Origin of the sequence: Candidatus Pantoea soli (genome assembly GCF_007833795.1) — a bacterium.
In the GTDB taxonomy this organism is placed as follows: domain Bacteria; phylum Pseudomonadota; class Gammaproteobacteria; order Enterobacterales; family Enterobacteriaceae; genus Pantoea; species Pantoea soli.
Genome location: NZ_CP032702.1, coordinates 2254080 through 2268403, shown reverse-complemented (window position 1 = coordinate 2268403; position 14324 = coordinate 2254080). Strand labels below are relative to the sequence as shown.

Sequence of the window (14324 nt, the reverse complement as noted above, 5' to 3'; positions counted from 1 at the left end):
TCAGGTGTTAAAAGAAAAGCTGGCAAGCAGAGCCTGGAACTGTTGATTGTTCCCGGCCGTTAGTATCGCGGTGCAGGTCATTGTGAATACCAGAACGTGGTTTTCAGAGGTGTTGAATACCGCCTGTTGCTGGAAAATCCGCTTACCGTCACGCAGGTAGCTGGCATGCACACATTCACCCTGCAACAGGTTATTGCCTAGCACAGCAGGCACCCGTTCGGTTTGCTTCCAGCCTTTCAGATGCTTCTGCATCAGCGTTAACTGTCGATCAATGTAAGCAGACAGCGTTTCGACATCATTCAGCGAATCGCGGGAGATGTTAAAAGCAGGCGTATTCTCACCGGGAAAGGCGAAGACATTAACGGTGCGATCCTGATAGTGATCGGGAAGGGTGATGCGGCCTTCGGTAAAAACGCAGAGAGGGAGATTTTCAGACATTAAGCAGCTTCCGTATGCTTCAGGACGGTTTAAGTGTGCCACAGGGGCAGACGGCTTGCTATACAGAGGTTTTATTTGCCTGCGGAAGCTGCGTGTTCTGAGTCAGACACCTTTTCAGAAGCAGGCTGGTTGAGCAAATATCTGCCCTGAAATACAAAAGCAGTCGATTAATCACACGACTCATCGAATTATCGATCTGTAAAATCGATCGATACTTACATTTTGATGAAAATTAACGATTCAGTTTCAACCGTATTTTTACCTGCAAAAGGGTATAGCTGAGGGTTTTTAAGAGCCTGTGCGGACAAGCTTGAAGGGTTAACCAATTGACAGAAAGCAAAAAGCCCGCTCGGGTTTCCCTGAGCGGGCTTTTCTGAATCTGGCTCCTCTGACTGGACTCGAACCAGTGACATACGGATTAACAGTCCGCCGTTCTACCGACTGAACTACAGAGGAATCGTGTGAACGAGGCGCATATTAATGGCACCCCTGTGGTGTGTCAACAGCAAAAAACACATTTGTATTCAACTGGCTGGCAATAATACAAAGCGATCGCGATTTAAGCAGATTCCGGTGCTGAACGCGCCAGCCGGGCGCCGGGATCCTGCCGGTAAAACTGCTTCAGATGCTGGTACATGGCCGGAAAGCGCTGCATCAGCAGATCGGGCGCGCTGAAAAAATATTCTGACAGCACGGCAAAACACTCCGCCGGATCGCTGGCGGCGTAAGGATCGATAGTGGCCGCCTGTTCTCCGACACTGTCCACTTCGGCTTCAATCTCCTGCATCGCCTGCAGCAGATCTTTTTCCCAGCCGGCGACGTCCCGCAGGGGAATCGCCGGAATGCCGCTGGTATAGCCGCTGCCGCGCGCATCCAGTTTGTGCGCCACTTCATGAATCACCAGGTTGTAGCCGGAGAGGTCAAAGGCATCGAGAATATCCAGCGTGTTAAGCACTATCGGCCCCTGGGTCCAGCTTTGTCCCGCATGCACCGCGCTGGCCTGATGCACCAGGCCGTGGTCATCCTCCCAGCGGTCATCCACGCTGAACGGGGCCGGGTAAATCAGCACCTCATGAAAACCGTCCAGCCACTCCAGGCCCAGTTTCAGCACCGGCAGGCAGAACAGCAGCGCCAGCCGTGCCAGCAAAAGCGCATCCGGCTCAGGGCCCTGCAGCGGCGTGATTTTTTTCTGCTGCAGAAAACGCCGGGCCAGCGCGATCAGGGCCAGCTGTTCATCATCCGTCAGCAGGGAAAAAATCGGCTGCGCCAGCGCCGCTTGCCACGGCAGCGCGGCAACGGAAGCTTCAATCTGCGCACTCCACGGCCATCTGAACATTGGGTTTCTCACTGGGCTGGGCGAAAAGGAATTCTGGTGCAGCGCCGCCTGCACGGTCTGCGCGAAACAGGAGCGCAATATTCAACCTGTAAGTGTCGGATTTGTCTGTGACTGACGTGGCAAAGCGGAGATTTGACCGGCAGATAAAACGCAGGCCGCGTCACGGCGCGGCCTGAAGAGGGCAGGCAGTGGCCGGTTAATCAGCTTTCACGCGCAATGCGCTGAAACTCAATAACCCACACCCACGGGTTCACTTCCCAGCTGGTGGCGCCATACTGCTTCTGCCACGCTTTGCGATAGGCTTCTTTCGGCGATTCCGAATTCATATTCATGGTAAAGAAGTTGTTAAGGAAGTGGGAGTCAGTCTGTACACCTTCCGCCATGATGTCATCTTCGCTGATGTCCTGAATCTTCTCAGCACGTACTGCGGTAATTTCCAGATCGATACGGCTGGCCCAGCGCGGCATGTGGATGGCGGTCTGCCAGCCAAACTGTTCGGCATCCTGCAGGTTTTCGTCCAGCTGGCCCAGTTCATTGCTGTCAGCACGGTACTGGCAGTACGCCGGATTGCGAAACGGTTGCGCATCGCGGTCATACTCCGCCAGCTGATCTTCCGGCACGATTGGGCCACGCCAGGTTTCACGCACCCACAGGCGATCGCCCACCTGTCCGAACGGGCAGTGCGCGCTGATATCGGACATCGACATCAGCTTATAGCCGTGCAGATGGTTGGCTTTAACGTCAAACGCGTGAACACCTTCGTGATGATCCTGACCCGGGCCAAAGGCCTGAGTCTTCATAATGCGCCGGGTCTGTGTTTGCTGGCCAACCAACAGGGCGCGGACCCGCTGTTCGGAAAAAAGAATCGGCCGTTCTTTCATTATTTACCTCTTGTTATGTCACGAGCCCGGAAAACCTCAACGCCACATCCCTGACAGCGGGCGTGTGTGAGCATCATTGCTTTAAATCAATTTGCTTAATTATTTATCGCCTCAGTATCAGGCACGTCTGGCAGTTTCCGGTGTAAAAAATGGCTCATAAAGAAAATGCGTGTTGCGACATGCAGCACAGTAATGAGTAAGCCGGAAATTTCTCCTATACAGTACGTTATAACGACCGTAATGGGAATCTTTTCAGAATATGTCGCTATACTTTAGCCCGGTTTAATGCTTGGGCACAGCCGCATTTACTGGAAAAGCGGCTTTTCTGACAACCGCAGCGGCAAATAAATACATAACCATTATTAAACATTATCAATTATCCCGAATGGAATAAGGAAATACCGAAAACACACGCCACGCTGGGCTTTCCTTGTTAACAGCGCTATAACATGATCGGGATCGCATTTTCTCACTTTGCACACGCCGGAAGCGTGTCAGGAAAGTGTCATCATCCGGCCGCTATGATGCAGACAGGATGGCGCACTTTTCCCGGTGCGAGATAACAGCAACAACAGGAGAAGCACGATGTCACTTACTCACTGGCAACAACGTTATGAGCACTGGCTGCAGCTGAACTGGCTGCATGACGATAAAGCCCATGATATCGCGCACCTGCGCCGCGTCTGGATGAGCGCAAACCGCATTATGCAGAACACGGAAGCCGATCCGCTGGTGGTGCTGACCGCCTGCTATTTTCACGATGTCGTTAACCTGCCGAAAAACCATCCCGAACGTCATCTCGCCTCTACCTATGCGGCAGAGGAGACGCGCCGCATTCTGCAGCAGGACTTCCCGGATTTCCCGGCGGCGCTGCTGGACAGCGTGGCGCACGCCGTGCAGGCCCACAGTTTCAGCGCGCGCATTACGCCCCATACGCTGGAAGCGAAGATTGTGCAGGATGCAGACCGGCTTGAATCCCTTGGGGCAATTGGTCTGGCACGGGTGTTCTACACCGCCGGCGCGCTGGGCCGGCCGCTGTTCGATAATGACGACCCGCTAGGCAGGGATCGGGAGCTGGATGACGTGAAGTGGACGCTGGACCATTTTCAGAAGAAACTGCTGCGCCTGCCGGAGACCATGCAGACAGAAACCGGCCGCCAGCTGGCGGAGTATAACGCCGATTTTCTGGTGCACTATATGGCAAAACTGTGCGCTGAACTGCAGGGCAATCTCACCACACCCGACGAATCGGTGTTAAGGGATTTCAGTGCCATACACGCGTAGTATTAAATTTTTATGACAGTCTGTTAACTTTCGGTCTCTTCCGCTACGTTGTGGTAAATCAATAGGGAGTATGAAGATGACCGAGACTGTTAACTTAACCATTAAAATTGACCCGGCGCTGAAAGAGCAGATCAAACAGTTAGCCGCCGATAATCAACTCTCGATGAGCCAGGAGATTGTTAACCGCCTGCAGGCCAGTCTGGATACCGTTGCGGAACCGGCGGTCGACAATCTGCATACCGAAGAAGCGGACGATAAGCTCTCCGCTACCGAGCTGAAGCAGGTGCGAGCGCTGCTGAAGAAAAGTAAAAAGAAAAAATAAGTCTCTGAAAACCCGTCGCCTGACGGGTTTTTTTTTGCCAGCCTCACGCAGACGCGACGCGGAACTGCCGGGCGTGCCCGGCCAGCCGCTCAGCCAGTTCGCGCAGTTGCGCTGCCGCCTGTACCTGACGGGCCGTCAGTGCTTCATTTTGCTGCAGCTCATCGCTCATTCCAATCACCTCCTGCGCAATCCGGCTGACGCGATGACTCTGCGCGCTGCTGTTGGCCTGCAGTTCGCTGAGCTGGGTAACCACCCCTGATACCGCGCCGCTGATCTGCGCAAACAGCATCTCCAGCGCCTGCACTTTTTCAAAGCCGTCATCCACATGCTGACGGGTATGCTGGATCAGCCCGTCGATCTGCCGCGTGGAGGCACCGCTCTGCTGTGACAGCAGTCCCATCTCTTCGGCCACCACGGCAAAACTGCGGCCCAGGCTGCCGGCATGGGCGGATTCAATCGCCGCATTCAGCGACAGCAGGCGCGTCTGGGTTGAGAGGTTATCCAGCATGCCGACAATGCCGGCAATATCCCCTGCGGCCGCCACAATCTGCTGCATCTGATTTTCCACGTTCGCCACTTCCTGCGCGCAGTGGCGCATCAGGGTATCGGCCGATTCCGCTTCGCGGGCAGCCTGCTGCGAGAAGTGCGCGCCGTTTTCCACCTCTTCCGCAACGCGATGCAGACGCTGTGACAAATGATGAAAGCTGGCATTCTGCGCCTGGTGCTGCTGCATGACCTGCTGATTATGCTGCTGCATCGCTTCTGCGCCGGCAGCGACGCTGACCGCCACCGTGCTGATATCGCTGACAATCTGCTGCAGGCCGAGGCGCATGGTATCCATTGAGTGAAACAGCTGCCGCGTTTCCAGCGACTGACGGCGTGGCATCGCCTGGGAGGCCAGCAGATCGCCGGTGGCAATCTGCGCCAGCTGCGCGTTGGCCCGGCGCAGCGGCAGCAGCACGCCGCGCATCAGCAGGCCGGTGGCCAGCATCAGCAGCAGCGTCAGCACCGCGCTGACCACCAGTGACAGATTGCGGCTCTGCCTGAGCATATCCAGCGTGGTCTGGTTTACGGCGCTGAGTTGCTGATTGGCCTGCGCGATTTCGCTGAACCAGGCGTCGTTAAACTGCTGCTGGAACGCCTGCATCGGCACCATAAAAAAGGCGTTGATGTCGTTCGCTGCCAGGCCTTTTAACTGCTCCTGCAGGCCATCGGTCAGCAGCGCAAAGCCCTGAGCCAGCCCGCTTTCCGGCCGGGCATGATAGGCGGTAAACAGCGTCCGCGCCTGATCAAGCGAGAGGCTGGCTGCGGCCGCCAGGCTTTTCCAGCTATCCACCGAGCCACTTTGCTGATCCTGCATCAGATAGATTCCGGCGCGGTGACTGTTATCACTCGCGGTCAGCAGTTCTATCCGCGCTTTATCGAGCAGCGTCAGCCGTTCCCGCAGCTGACCGGCCTGCTGCAGTGAAATCTGCGTCTGATTAACGTGTTGGTTTAACAGTAGGACACCGGCAAACTGCAGCAGGCAAAACAGCAGGATAAACAGCAGGAACTGATTGCGCAGACTGGTCAGCCACAGGGGCAATGTGAAGCGGCCGCGCAGGCGCCGCGGCAGGGTGATCAGGGTAAGGAGAGACATCAAAACAGCTCCGGAAAATAAAAACAGGAGTATTGGTTTGATGAGTGACAGTTTGGTGACAGGGCGCACGCCGGCCGGTAAAACAGCACAACGCGCGCCCCTAAATAAAACTGGAGCCCTGAATCACTGGCCGTTCTGTTGCTGATAGCGCTCAATCAGCGGCAGCAGCAGCCGCGCCACCGCAGCAAACACCGGCACCACCACGGAGTTGCCAAACTGTTTGTACGCCTGGGTGTCGGAAACCGGAATGCGGAAACGCGCTTCGCCCGGTGCTTCAAACCCCATCAGCCGGGCGCATTCGCGCGGCGTTAAGCGGCGTGGACGGCGTGCCATATTCTCCGGCTGGCGGAAATCAGTTTCGCCCAGCGCGTAATCCCAGCCGCGATCGATAAGAATTTCCGAACCGTCTTTGTAATAGCGCGCCGAGAGCGTGCGCACGCAGCAGCTAAGATTGCGCGGGTCGTTAAGGCCGAAGCCAAAGCCGTTGCCTTTGGCTTTGTGCTTTTTGGCATACTGATAAAGGTAGTGCCAGAGCGTTGGGGACAGGGTGTATTTGGCATCCGGCTCAGGTTCCAGCAGCAGGTGCAGCGCAGGCACCTGCGCCGGGTAGAGCGCCGGCAGCGCGCGCAGTGAAAAACCGGCGCTCAGACCGGTATCGCGGCGGATGCCCACCAGCACGATGCGTTCGCGGTGCTGCGGCAGGAAATGCCGTGCGTCAATCACCTTCGCGTCAGGCAGACCGTCGTCCTGCGCATTGGCCACGTCGTAACCCAGCTCGTCCAGCGTGGCCATGATCACCGCAAAAGTACGGCCTTTATCGTGGCTTTTGAGGTTTTTCACGTTCTCCAGCACAAAGAACGGTGGCTTTTTGGCAGCCAGAATGCGCGCCACGTCAAAAAACAGCGTGCCCTGCGCTTCACATTCAAACCCGTGAGCGCGCCCGAGGGCGTTTTTCTTGCTGACGCCGGCCAGCGAAAAGGGCTGACAGGGAAAACCAGCCAGCAGCACCTGGTGATCCGGCAGGGTGCGGTCGATGTGCTGATAAATGGCCTGCTCATCCTGCAGCCCGGCAGGCTGCGTCACCAGCCGGATATCGCTGTTGAACTGGTGCTGGTACGGGTCGCAGTAGTGATTAGCTTTATACGTGCGCACCGCCTCTTTATTCCATTCGCTGGTGAACACGCACTGACCGCCGATCTGCTCAAACCCGCGGCGGATACCGCCAATGCCGGCAAACAGATCGACAAACTGAAACGCGGGTGCCGCATAGTGGGCCGGCCGGGACGGCAGCAGCGTCTGCAGGGTGTTGACTTCCGCTGCGGAGAGCGCCGGTGCTGCGCTTTTGCCGCTGCGGATGCGGGTCAGCTTCGGCAGGCTCCAGTCGCGTCCGCCGGCGGCCTGCAGCACGCTGAGCACATCGCGCGGCGCATAGATATCAAGCACCTGAGTAAGCAGCGACAGCGCGTCGTCCTGAGCAGCAGTGAGCGGGGAGGGCGAAGCCGGTGCGGCGGGATCAAGTGCAAGCATGCGTTTTTCCTTAACTGTGAAGCGGCTATGCTACCACTCCTGGCGCGGCGTGGAAATTGGCGCGGGATGCCATCACGCGGAAGCCCGCTCGCACTCTTTTACCCGCTGGCTTTCGCTTTTGCCTCAAACCGCTAAAGTTGAATAAGTCCCGAAAAAAGGAGACGCCATGGCAGACGTCCATTCACACGCGATTCGCAGCAAAAATATGCGCGCCATCCGCAATCAGGATACGGCGATTGAGCAGCGTATAGCGCTGATCCTGAAAGATCGTGGCTTTAGCTACCGGGTGCAGGATAAAGCGCTGCCGGGGCGGCCGGATTTTGTGCTGCCGCCGCAGAAGGCGATCATTTTTGTGCACGGCTGTTTCTGGCACCGCCACCACTGCTATCTGTTTAAAATGCCCGCCACGCGCACCGAATTCTGGAAAGGCAAAATTAACAGCAACGTGGAGCGCGACCAGCGCTACGTGCAGCAGTTGCAGGAGGCAGGCTGGAAGGTGCTGATTGTCTGGGAGTGCGCGCTGCGTGGCCGGCTGCGGCTGGAAGATGGCGATCTGATTGAGCGGCTGGAAGAGTGGCTGCTGGCCGCCTCGCACAGCAGCGAAATGGATCATCAGGGGCTGCATCACTACCGGGCAGCACCCTGAAACGGTGTTGCTTTTCAGGGCGATAACCGTTTAGATCGCCTCTTTCTCTGGGACGCGGAACAGAACCATGAGCAGTATCAAACTGACGGTCAAACGCCTGTATCAGCTGCGCGACGAACGCATGGTCAACACCCAGGCCACCGCGCGCATTTATGTGGGTGATCGGCTGGTGGCCACGGAGGCAATCAGCGGGATGACGGAAAGTCCGGTAAGCAAATATCTGCATGCCGGCGATCTGCACGGGAAAACGTTGCGCGTCGAATGGGACTGTGCGGGCATTGCTGACATGACGGTGACGGCCGTTGAGCGCTGCCCCTGTTGTCAGGATCACGAACCGGAATAAGGAAGATTACTTTGGCAGGAACCAGTTTACTGACGCTTCTGGATGACATTGCTACGCTGCTTGATGACATTTCCGTCATGGGTAAAGTGGCGGCGAAAAAGACCGCTGGCGTATTAGGCGACGACCTCTCTCTGAATGCCCAGCAGGTGACCGGCGTAAAAGCCAACCGGGAACTGCCGGTGGTCTGGGGCGTGGCAAAAGGCTCTTTTCTCAACAAGCTGATCCTGGTGCCGCTGGCGCTGGTGATTTCAGCCTTTGCGCCGTGGCTGATCACGCCGCTGCTGATGCTGGGCGGCGCCTACCTTTGCTATGAAGGGGTAGAGAAGGTGCTGCACAGCCTGAATCACGATAAGGCGGAAAAAAGCCCGGAAGCGCGCCAGCAGCGGCTGGATAAGCTGGCGCAGCAGGACCCGCGCCAGTATGAAAAAGATAAAGTAAAAGGGGCGGTACGGACGGACTTCATCCTTTCTGCCGAAATCGTCGCCATTACGCTGGGTATTGTGTCAGAAGCCCCTTTACTGAATCAGGTCCTGATCCTCGCCGGCATTGCCATTCTGGTGACGATCGGCGTCTACGGTATTGTGGCGATGATCGTGAAAATTGACGATCTGGGCTACTGGCTGCGGGAAAAATCCTCCGGGATGGCGCAGGCGCTGGGCAGTGCGCTGCTGGCAATGGCCCCCTGGCTGATGAAGATTCTGACGGTAGTGGGCACGCTGGCCATGTTTCTGGTGGGGGGCGGGATTATCGTGCACGGCATTACGCCACTGCATCACGCCATCAGCGAATACAGCAGCGGCTTTCCGGGCATGGTGTCCAGCCTGCTAAGCAACGGTGCCAATCTGGTGCTGGGCTTTATCGTTGGGTCGATCGTGCTGTTGGTGGTAAATCTGGTTGCGAAGCTGCGCGGGAAATCGGTATAAAGCGCAGGAAATTTTAATCACGGGTCAGGAGAACGATGATGAACGACGATATGTTTGAGTTTGATATCGATGCACAGCTGGAACAGGCGGAAGCCAAAGCGGCAGAAAAAGCCAGCGAAGTGCCCGCCGATCTGAGCGACGAAGCGGATTGCGAAGGGTGCAAAATCTGATTTCCCTTTACCCGGGAAAGCGTTCAAAGCCGATAATAATTTTTATCGGCTTTTTTTATTTACGACATTTTTAACTACTTATTCCGAATTTGTCACAGTAATAACATTATCCTATAGGCACAAACCCGGCGCAGCTGCTATACCTTGATCTGTTCATTCAACGGTTAAAAGGGAGGGCGCGGTATGACCTTTGCGATCAGTGACGAAGTTCAGCACAAAGAGGGCGGACCCACTATGGTGGTGACCGGCTATGCCAGCGGAATGGTAGAGTGTCGTTGGTATGATGGCTACAGCGTGCGCCGTGAGGCGTTCCATAGTGACGAGCTCAGTCACGTGTCGACCGCGCATCAACTGGCCAGCTAAACGCGTCGGGACGGTGCCGCCGTCCCGCTGCCCTTCAGGTTTTTCCTGCTTTTCCCGTTTCGTTCTGCTGTACGTGCATTCACCGGCTGGCTACACTTTCCGCATTCATTGCTTTCCGGAGCCTGGCTGCCGATGCCTATCCCGCACCGCCGCATTAACCCTTATTTGCGCGTTCATCTCTGCTTTCTTGCGGTGTTTCTGTTCTCGGCATTTCTGACCGCGCATGAAGCGCTGGAGCTCAAAAATAGCTATGCAACCCGACAGCAGGCGCAGCTTGCTGCGGTACAGCAAACCCTGGACAGCCAGTTTCAGGAGAGCATGGATGAACTGAATTACTACCAGAAGATGCTGAGCTATGCGCTGACGCATCCGCTGGATGCCGACTACGGTCGGGCTGCGTTGCAGCGCATGCAGCAACTGCGCCAGCAACCGGTGTGGCAACTGCAGCTGCCCAACGCACGCAGTATGCCGGTGAACGGCGTAGGCGATAGCTGGCTGGCACGCGATCCGCTGCTGGCGCGCGATGACGCCCGGCTGGAGCAGGAGCTGCGGGCTGCGCTGGAGTTCAGCTTTATTATGCAGTTTGGCGATGAAACGCAGGATTTCCATTCGCGCTTCTGGTATCTCTCCCGGGCCGGATTTTTTATCAGCTCGCGTCCGCCGCAGAGCGCGCAGGCGCTGGAACAGAGCTATGCCACCATGATCCGCCGCCCCTATTTTCGCGATCAGAATCCGGCGAATCCGCAGCACGCCCGGCAGCGCTGGACGCAAGCCTATCAGGGCGGTTTCGGCGAAGGGCTGATGCTGACGGTGAGTTCTCCGGTTATCAGCGAAGGCTACTGGTACGGCGTGCTGGCGATGGACTTCACTCAGGCCCGCATCAGAGCGCTGCTGATGCACGCCCGCCAGAACCTGCCGCAGGGCAGTTTACTGCTGCTGGATCGCCGTCAACAGCCGGTCACCGGGCTGACGGCACCGGATGACCCGGTGCTGACACCGGCGCAGCAGGCACAGCTGGCACAGCAGATACGCCAGCAGCCTGCCGGCGTGCTGCGGCTCGGTACCCGGTTTGCCAGCTGGAGCAAACTGAAAAACGTCGATGCCTGTCTGGTGAATATTCAGAGTTTGCCTCAGGGGCTGTCTCAGGAGCTGGGGCGTGTCGCCCTGTTTGTGCTGGGCAGCTGGGGGCTGTTTATCCTGCTGCTGGTCGTGGCGCATCAGGTCATGTTCCGTCTGGTGCGCCGGATGGACGATCTCTCCGCCCGGCTGGCATGGCGGGCTAACTACGATGGCCTGACGCGGCTGCTGAATCGCAGCGCTTTTTTTGAGCAGTTTGTGGCGCTGGCCGCGCGCTGTCAGCAGCAGCAGCAGCCGATCGCCGTGATACAGCTGGATGTGGATCATTTCAAGAAAGTGAACGACACCTGGGGACACCACGCGGGCGATCAGGCGCTGATGCGGGTGGCGGCCGTGATAGGTCATACGCTGCGCCGCTATGATGTGGCGGGCCGCATTGGCGGCGAGGAGTTCTGTATTGTACTGCCGGAAACCACGCTGGCAGAGGCGGTTCAGGTTGCGGAGCGTATCCGTGCCCGGCTGGCAGCCAAAACCATCCTCGTGAATGCCAGCACGACCTTCAGCGTGACGCTCTCCGCAGGCGTCAGCAGCAGTGAAGAGCAGGGGGATTACCATGCGGAAAGCCTGCAGGCGGTGGCGGACCGCCGCCTGTATCAGGCGAAAAGCGGCGGCCGCAATCAGGTGTGCGCTGCGGATTAAACCTTGCCGTCGTTGTCCTCTTCCACCGCCTGATAAATGCGCTGCAGGATATCCGGAAAAGCGGACTGCACGCGGCTCCAGCTGGGGATAAAGGGTTTTTCATTTGGCCGTTCAATAAATGACTGGCCGGCATCCAGAATCGCCTGGGTAAACATCTCCACGGCGGCCTCCTCAATGTGCTGATCGAACTTCAGCCCGTTCATGGTGGCCTCGTGGTTGTAAATCTCCATCATGTCCAGCGCATTGCGATAGTAGGTGGCTTTCAGCACGCGGAACGAGTCACTGGTAAGCGGCACCCCCATGGTGGCCAGCTTACGCAGCAGCGACTGCACAATGTCATTACTCATGCGTTTCAGGCCGCCGGTGCCGTCATCCTCGGCCAGCGGCTGGTGTTTGTGATCGTAGTTGTCAGCGATCTCCACCTGACAGGTTTGCCGGGTGGTGTAGTTACGGTAGATCTCCGACAGCACGCCAATTTCCAGCCCCCAGTCGCCGGGAATTTTGATGCCGTTGAGCACGTGGGTGCGCATGGCAAACTCGCCGGAGAGCGGATAGCGGAAGCTGGTGAGATAATCCAGATATTCGGAATGACCGTACACTTTTTGCAGCGAGCGCAGCAGCGGCCCGACCAGCAGACGCCCGACGCGGCCATTGAGCTTGCCGTCCGCCACGCGGGCATAAAAGCCTTTGCAGAACTCATACTGGAACGCCGGGTTCGCCAGCGGATAGAGCAGGCGCGCCAGCATACCGCGTTCATAGGTGACGATATCGCAGTCGTGCAGCGCGACGCACTGGCTGCGATCTGATGCCAGCGTATAGCCGGTACAGAACCACACGTTGCGCCCTTTGCCCGGCTGGCTCGGGGACAAGCCCTCTTTATCCAGCTCCGCATCCAGCGCTTTCAGGCGCGGACCATCGTTCCACAGAATGCGGTGCCGCTGCGGCAGGCGCGAGAAAAAGTCGCGGGCGAACAGAAACTGATCGCGATCGGCGCGATCGAGGCCAATGACGATCTCTTCCAGGTAAGGCACTTTCGCCAGTTCATTGACGATATTATCCAGCGCCGGGCCTTCCAGTTCAGAGAACAGCGAAGGCAGAATCAGCCCCATTTTGCGCTTGCGGGCAAAACGGACCATCTCTTTTTCCAGCGATTCCACGCTGCGGTGGGTGAGATTATGAAAGTTAGTAATGACGCCGTTCTGGTAAAAATCACTCATCGTCTCATCCTTCTGATCGGTTGCCGTTAAGCGGATTGGGCAAGAAAGTAATCAAGGCCTTCACGCCAGCCCTCAGGGCCAGTGTGCGTGGTGTAATAGACATGGGCAGTATCGGTGCGCTGCAGGACAACCGGCGTTTTGCTGAAGCCTTTGATCACCACGGCATAATCAACCTGCTCCAGCATGGGCGCGTCATTCGGACCATCGCCCAGGCCAATGGTGGTGCGCCTGCCGCCGTGCTGCGCCATGTGCTGCTGGATCTGCTGCAGGGCCACCCCTTTGCCGCTGCCAGCCGGCATCACGTGCCAGAAGCGACCGCCCTGCGTCAGCGCCAGCTGATGGGCCGCCAGCGCCGCGCGGAAGTCATCAAGCCGCGCTTCCTCATCGCGCCACAGCACCACTTCGGAGGCATCGCGCCGGCGGCTCTGACTGGCTTCAGTCAGCGTCAGGCCGGTAAAGCGCGCAACGTCGGCATCGCTGAACTGATGAAAGCCCTCAAAGCGGAAGTCGGCCTGCAGTTCTTGCAGCGTCTGGCACAGTGCGCGGTAGGCCTCGCCCGGTTCATCGGCAAGCGGATAGTCGCCGTCAGGCGAGACGCAGGCCCCGTTTTCGGCAATAAAGGGGGCACCGCTGATACCCAGTTTTTTCTGCAGCGGAACGATTTCAGCAGCGGTCTTGCTGGAGCAAATGACCAGCGGAATCTGATGTTGTTTAAGGCGTGCCAGCCACTCGCTGGCGGCATCCCAGTTATAGTCATGATGGTCCAGCAGTGAACCATCAAGATCGGTGACGACCAGCAGGGAAGAATCAAGCGGGATCATCATCACACTCCTCAAGCCCAAAGGCATCCTTAAAAACGATGTGATATCAGTATAATAACGTTATCGCGATCGCACTCCGGCGGGCGCGGCGGGCTGCTGATATCCAGGATAATTCTTAAAAAAACGGTCAGGCGCGCTGCATGTTGCCTGCCTTGCGCAGGGGTTTTATCAGCCGCGACGCGATGTTTTCGGTAACAGTCACGCATGATTATGCAGATTTGTTCGGTTAGCGTGCAGAAATGAGACTTGTCTTAATGTGGCGAAAGCGTACTCTGACCGGGTGTCAGGAATATCCTGGTGTAACGAATTCACTGTTTTATTTTACCCGGCCATCACGCCGGGTATTTTTTTGTAATCGATTTCACCGGTTGACTTCCGCGATCGTAAAGTCGCGGATGTCCATTTCAAACGCCTCGGCGAGTTCGGTGTAAGAATCGAACGCCCGGCCGTTAACGTGCACCCGGTGTGCATCTTCCGCATCCATAAACTCTTTAACTTCCCCTGAGGTTTTGCGCTGGATCGCGTCCAGCAGCGCGTCGACGTCGATGCTCACTTCGCGCTGAACATTTTCGCTGTACTCTTTTGCCGTCGTCATCGTGGCCTCCCGGAGGCGGATGGGTTCTCTGCAAGTATAGACG

General features: G+C 57.2%; 16 protein-coding genes and 1 tRNA gene. 8 read left to right on the top strand and 9 right to left on the bottom strand.

Going from position 1 to position 14324, the window contains the following annotated elements:
- The 4 genes from D8B20_RS10600 to D8B20_RS10585 form a co-directional block, all read right to left on the bottom strand.
- Entirely contained in the window at positions 1 to 438 is a 438-nt protein-coding gene (locus D8B20_RS10600; RefSeq protein WP_145888842.1) for a DcrB-related protein, read from the bottom strand.
- A 380-nt stretch (positions 439 to 818) separates the two neighbouring features.
- Positions 819 to 894 (bottom strand) — tRNA-Asn (locus D8B20_RS10595).
- A gap of 103 nt (positions 895 to 997) precedes the next feature.
- Positions 998 to 1774 carry a DgsA anti-repressor MtfA gene (gene mtfA / locus D8B20_RS10590; RefSeq protein ID WP_145888841.1) on the bottom strand — a complete coding sequence of 259 codons (777 nt, stop codon included), beginning with the start codon at positions 1772 to 1774 and terminating at the stop codon, positions 998 to 1000.
- A 200-nt stretch (positions 1775 to 1974) separates the two neighbouring features.
- Positions 1975 to 2655: an ASCH domain-containing protein gene (locus tag D8B20_RS10585; protein ID WP_145888840.1), complete on the bottom strand. Its 681-nt coding sequence runs from the start codon at positions 2653 to 2655 to the stop codon at positions 1975 to 1977.
- Between the two features lie 585 nt (positions 2656 to 3240).
- On the opposite strand from D8B20_RS10585, the gene D8B20_RS10580 reads away from it, so the two are divergent.
- Entirely contained in the window at positions 3241 to 3939 is a 699-nt protein-coding gene (locus tag D8B20_RS10580) for a phosphohydrolase (RefSeq protein WP_145888839.1), read from the top strand.
- Between the two features lie 76 nt (positions 3940 to 4015).
- Complete coding sequence (locus D8B20_RS10575) at positions 4016 to 4261, top strand: hypothetical protein (protein WP_145888838.1); 246 nt, start codon at positions 4016 to 4018, stop codon at positions 4259 to 4261.
- Positions 4262 to 4304: 43 nt separating this feature from the next.
- Here the strand turns inward: D8B20_RS10575 and D8B20_RS10570 are convergent, their stop codons facing one another.
- On the bottom strand, positions 4305 to 5900 hold the full coding sequence (locus D8B20_RS10570) for a methyl-accepting chemotaxis protein (RefSeq protein WP_145888837.1): 1596 nt from the start codon (positions 5898 to 5900) through the stop codon (positions 4305 to 4307).
- 123 nt (positions 5901 to 6023) lie between these two features.
- Entirely contained in the window at positions 6024 to 7427 is a 1404-nt protein-coding gene (gene dcm / locus D8B20_RS10565; RefSeq protein WP_145888836.1) for a DNA (cytosine-5-)-methyltransferase, read from the bottom strand.
- A 166-nt stretch (positions 7428 to 7593) separates the two neighbouring features.
- Between dcm and D8B20_RS10560 the strand changes: the two genes are divergently transcribed.
- The 6 genes from D8B20_RS10560 to dgcQ all read left to right on the top strand — a co-directional run bounded on the left by D8B20_RS10560 (position 7594) and on the right by dgcQ (position 11648).
- Positions 7594 to 8073 (top strand): very short patch repair endonuclease, encoded by a 480-nt coding sequence (locus tag D8B20_RS10560; protein WP_145888835.1) that lies wholly within the window; start codon positions 7594 to 7596, stop codon positions 8071 to 8073.
- Between the two features lie 67 nt (positions 8074 to 8140).
- Complete coding sequence (locus tag D8B20_RS10555) at positions 8141 to 8416, top strand: hypothetical protein (RefSeq protein ID WP_145888834.1); 276 nt, start codon at positions 8141 to 8143, stop codon at positions 8414 to 8416.
- A gap of 11 nt (positions 8417 to 8427) precedes the next feature.
- Entirely contained in the window at positions 8428 to 9339 is a 912-nt protein-coding gene (locus D8B20_RS10550) for a DUF808 domain-containing protein (protein ID WP_145888833.1), read from the top strand.
- A gap of 35 nt (positions 9340 to 9374) precedes the next feature.
- Positions 9375 to 9509, top strand: a complete 135-nt coding sequence (locus D8B20_RS21810; RefSeq protein WP_261388104.1) for a hypothetical protein — start codon at positions 9375 to 9377, stop codon at positions 9507 to 9509.
- Between the two features lie 183 nt (positions 9510 to 9692).
- On the top strand, positions 9693 to 9872 hold the full coding sequence (locus tag D8B20_RS10545) for a YodC family protein (RefSeq protein WP_145888832.1): 180 nt from the start codon (positions 9693 to 9695) through the stop codon (positions 9870 to 9872).
- A 132-nt stretch (positions 9873 to 10004) separates the two neighbouring features.
- The gene (gene dgcQ, locus D8B20_RS10540) at positions 10005 to 11648 is read left to right on the top strand and encodes a cellulose biosynthesis regulator diguanylate cyclase DgcQ (RefSeq protein WP_145888831.1); all 1644 of its coding nucleotides are present in this window, start codon (positions 10005 to 10007) and stop codon (positions 11646 to 11648) included.
- Here dgcQ and D8B20_RS10535 read toward each other — a convergent pair.
- The 3 genes from D8B20_RS10535 to D8B20_RS10525 form a co-directional block, all read right to left on the bottom strand.
- Positions 11645 to 12865: a glycosyltransferase family protein gene (locus D8B20_RS10535; protein ID WP_145888830.1), complete on the bottom strand. Its 1221-nt coding sequence runs from the start codon at positions 12863 to 12865 to the stop codon at positions 11645 to 11647. The two genes, dgcQ and D8B20_RS10535, sit on opposite strands and share 4 nt — an antisense overlap.
- Positions 12866 to 12891: 26 nt before the next feature.
- A complete protein-coding gene (locus D8B20_RS10530) occupies positions 12892 to 13686 on the bottom strand; it encodes a mannosyl-3-phosphoglycerate phosphatase-related protein (protein WP_145890530.1) in 795 nt (264 codons plus the stop codon).
- Positions 13687 to 14047: 361 nt separating this feature from the next.
- Positions 14048 to 14281, bottom strand: coding sequence for a DUF2525 domain-containing protein (locus D8B20_RS10525; protein WP_145888829.1), 234 nt, complete (start codon positions 14279 to 14281; stop codon positions 14048 to 14050).
- Between the last annotated feature and the right edge of the window lie 43 nt (positions 14282 to 14324).

What these genes read in the sequence shown, in the direction of transcription:
- D8B20_RS10600 (WP_145888842.1), bottom strand. Translation starts at nt 438, where the DNA reads ATGTCTGAAAATCTCCCTCTCTGCGTTTTTACCGAAGGCCGCATCACC.
- mtfA (WP_145888841.1), bottom strand. Translation starts at nt 1,774, where the DNA reads ATGTTCAGATGGCCGTGGAGTGCGCAGATTGAAGCTTCCGTTGCCGCG.
- D8B20_RS10585 (WP_145888840.1), bottom strand. Translation starts at nt 2,655, where the DNA reads ATGAAAGAACGGCCGATTCTTTTTTCCGAACAGCGGGTCCGCGCCCTG.
- D8B20_RS10580 (WP_145888839.1), top strand. Translation starts at nt 3,241, where the DNA reads ATGTCACTTACTCACTGGCAACAACGTTATGAGCACTGGCTGCAGCTG.
- D8B20_RS10575 (WP_145888838.1), top strand. Translation starts at nt 4,016, where the DNA reads ATGACCGAGACTGTTAACTTAACCATTAAAATTGACCCGGCGCTGAAA.
- D8B20_RS10570 (WP_145888837.1), bottom strand. Translation starts at nt 5,900, where the DNA reads ATGTCTCTCCTTACCCTGATCACCCTGCCGCGGCGCCTGCGCGGCCGC.
- dcm (WP_145888836.1), bottom strand. Translation starts at nt 7,427, where the DNA reads ATGCTTGCACTTGATCCCGCCGCACCGGCTTCGCCCTCCCCGCTCACT.
- D8B20_RS10560 (WP_145888835.1), top strand. Translation starts at nt 7,594, where the DNA reads ATGGCAGACGTCCATTCACACGCGATTCGCAGCAAAAATATGCGCGCC.
- D8B20_RS10555 (WP_145888834.1), top strand. Translation starts at nt 8,141, where the DNA reads ATGAGCAGTATCAAACTGACGGTCAAACGCCTGTATCAGCTGCGCGAC.
- D8B20_RS21810 (WP_261388104.1), top strand. Translation starts at nt 9,375, where the DNA reads ATGATGAACGACGATATGTTTGAGTTTGATATCGATGCACAGCTGGAA.
- D8B20_RS10545 (WP_145888832.1), top strand. Translation starts at nt 9,693, where the DNA reads ATGACCTTTGCGATCAGTGACGAAGTTCAGCACAAAGAGGGCGGACCC.
- dgcQ (WP_145888831.1), top strand. Translation starts at nt 10,005, where the DNA reads ATGCCTATCCCGCACCGCCGCATTAACCCTTATTTGCGCGTTCATCTC.
- D8B20_RS10535 (WP_145888830.1), bottom strand. Translation starts at nt 12,865, where the DNA reads ATGAGTGATTTTTACCAGAACGGCGTCATTACTAACTTTCATAATCTC.
- D8B20_RS10530 (WP_145890530.1), bottom strand. Translation starts at nt 13,686, where the DNA reads ATGATCCCGCTTGATTCTTCCCTGCTGGTCGTCACCGATCTTGATGGT.
- D8B20_RS10525 (WP_145888829.1), bottom strand. Translation starts at nt 14,281, where the DNA reads ATGACGACGGCAAAAGAGTACAGCGAAAATGTTCAGCGCGAAGTGAGC.